This window comes from Fulvivirga imtechensis AK7 (assembly GCF_000331535.1).
In the GTDB taxonomy this organism is placed as follows: domain Bacteria; phylum Bacteroidota; class Bacteroidia; order Cytophagales; family Cyclobacteriaceae; genus Fulvivirga; species Fulvivirga imtechensis.
The window spans coordinates 1-1,947 of record NZ_AMZN01000170.1 but is presented as its reverse complement, the minus strand read 5'-3'; the positions used below and the strand labels follow the sequence as shown (position 1 = coordinate 1,947).

At 38.7% G+C, this 1,947-nt stretch carries 3 protein-coding genes; 1 reads left to right on the top strand and 2 read right to left on the bottom strand.

Going from position 1 to position 1,947, the window contains the following annotated elements; translation table 11 throughout:
• Window positions 1-180: 180 nt before the first annotated feature.
• On the bottom strand, window positions 181-465 hold the full coding sequence (locus C900_RS27535; RefSeq protein ID WP_009583781.1) for a GNAT family N-acetyltransferase: 285 nt from the start codon (window positions 463-465) through the stop codon (window positions 181-183).
• Between the two features lie 23 nt (window positions 466-488).
• On the bottom strand, window positions 489-1,124 hold the full coding sequence (locus C900_RS27530; protein WP_009583780.1) for an inorganic pyrophosphatase: 636 nt from the start codon (window positions 1,122-1,124) through the stop codon (window positions 489-491).
• A 197-nt stretch (window positions 1,125-1,321) separates the two neighbouring features.
• Between C900_RS27530 and C900_RS27525 the strand changes: the two genes are divergently transcribed.
• Window positions 1,322-1,891: a hypothetical protein gene (locus C900_RS27525; RefSeq protein WP_009583779.1), complete on the top strand. Its 570-nt coding sequence runs from the start codon at window positions 1,322-1,324 to the stop codon at window positions 1,889-1,891.
• Window positions 1,892-1,947: the final 56 nt, after the last annotated feature.

Genomic DNA, 1,947 nt, shown 5'->3' with positions numbered 1-1,947 from the left:
TATAGTTTATAGTTTATAGTTTATAGTTTATAGTTTATAGTTTACAGTTTACAGTTTACAGTTTTTAGTTTCACGTGTGATGAGTGAAATATTGACACGCTAAGCCAATGGTAATATAGCCTTGTCCCCGATGCTCATATCTCATATCTCATATCTCATATCTCATATCTCAATACTATATTATGTGGCTTTTAAAACCCTGTACTCTTCAGATAGCTCCATGATCTTTTTCACAAAAGGGCACGTAGGCTCTATAGCAATATCTCTTTCTTTGGCATAATCAAGTGCAGATTCAACCAGGTGGGTACCCACTCCCAATCCGCGAGACTCCTCAGGCACGTAGGTATCATAAAACTCCAGTAGCTTCTGAGACACCCGCCTGTACGAAAGGTGAGCCATAGCTCCCTTTACCTTAGCAAAAAAAATATTGTTGTTAATATCGTGTTGAACATTTAAGTTATGCATTACTTAACTCCTTTCTTTTTTAGCTATTCCATCAGCACGTTCGAATAATGTAATTTATAATCTTTTCTGCTATTTTGTATAACTTCGTAAGCAGTTTCTTTATCATAGATATCCGCAATCTCTGTTTTCTTTTGTGGCGCCTCGCCAGGCATTTGCTTATAGGTTAAAAAATAATGTTTTAAGCGGTTGATCAGAGAATCAGGGCAATCACCGATCGAATGCCAGTTCTGGTATACCTCATCACCCTTAAGTATGGCTATTATTTTGTCATCGGCTTCTCCTCCATCGATCATTCTCAGTCCCCCGATGGGAATAGCCGGCACAAGGATGTTGCCATGGATTATATTTCTTTCCGTGAGCACACAAATATCCAGTGGGTCGCCATCGCCCACAATATCGGTTTTTCCAACATAGTGCTGGCACAAACGGGCAACATTCTCCGCACAATAGGTTTGAGGAATAAAACCATACAGTGCAGGCACTATGTTTGAAAACTTCTGGGGTCTATCCGCTTTAAGAAATCCGCTGTTCTTATCAATTTCATACTTTACAGAATCAGCGGGAGTCATCTCAATAAACGCATTGACCACTTCCGGAGCCCCGGCCCCGCAAGGAATCCCATGCCATGGATGAGATAAATATGGTTTGTATCCAGCCATAAATAATTCTTTCCGTCTATCTACTAACAGGATGCTCTGTGGTTTGTTTTAATAGTAGGAGACTTAACGTATGCACCGTTTATCGCCATAAATTGTGATTCAACGATTAATATTTTGATTAAAAAAAACCACCTCTTTTTTATGAAAAATGTTACTTAGCTTTAGATTTAATTTTTTAACATCTTCAAAACTGTACCATGAGAAAATACATATCGGTCTTCATTTTTTGCCTGGTAGGCACAGTGGTTTCTGCTCAGACCTTAGATGAGCAATTCAAAGAGCTGAAGGAGAGTTCCGAAACATTTAAGAGCTATAAGGTGATCAAAGAAACCGAGCTCAATGCTTTTTGGAAGTCTGTGTTGGACTCCGTGAGCCTCAAGGAGCAAAGTATATCCGAGGCATCCGGTCTTATCAGGCAACAAGAAAGGGAAATAGCAGACCTCAAGAGCACCATAACTCAAAAAGATCAACTCCTGGAGGAAAAAGAATATGCAGGTACGCATATATCAGTACTGGGCATCGACTTCTCTAAAGATGCGTATAAAATGTTTAATCTTATTATTATATCAGCGCTCGTTCTGAGCATGGCTGTATTGATGTACAAATACAAGGACAACAATAAAATAGCAAAAAAGAAATCTAATGACTTCAGCAGGCTCGAATTGGAGTTTGAAGAATACAAGCGTAATGCCCTGGAAAAACAAATGAAGCTGCGCAGAGATCTGCAAACAGCTCGAAACAGGCTTGAGGAAATGAGAAGTACCTGATAGGTGTAATGTTAATTGTTAATTGTTAATTGTTAATTGTTAATTGTTAATTGTTA

Bases quoted from the DNA above. Each gene is read 5' to 3' on its own strand.
- C900_RS27525 (WP_009583779.1), top strand. From the start codon at position 1,322: ATGAGAAAATACATATCGGTCTTCATTTTTTGCCTGGTAGGCACAGTG.
- C900_RS27535 (WP_009583781.1), bottom strand. From the start codon at position 465: ATGCATAACTTAAATGTTCAACACGATATTAACAACAATATTTTTTTT.
- C900_RS27530 (WP_009583780.1), bottom strand. From the start codon at position 1,124: ATGGCTGGATACAAACCATATTTATCTCATCCATGGCATGGGATTCCT.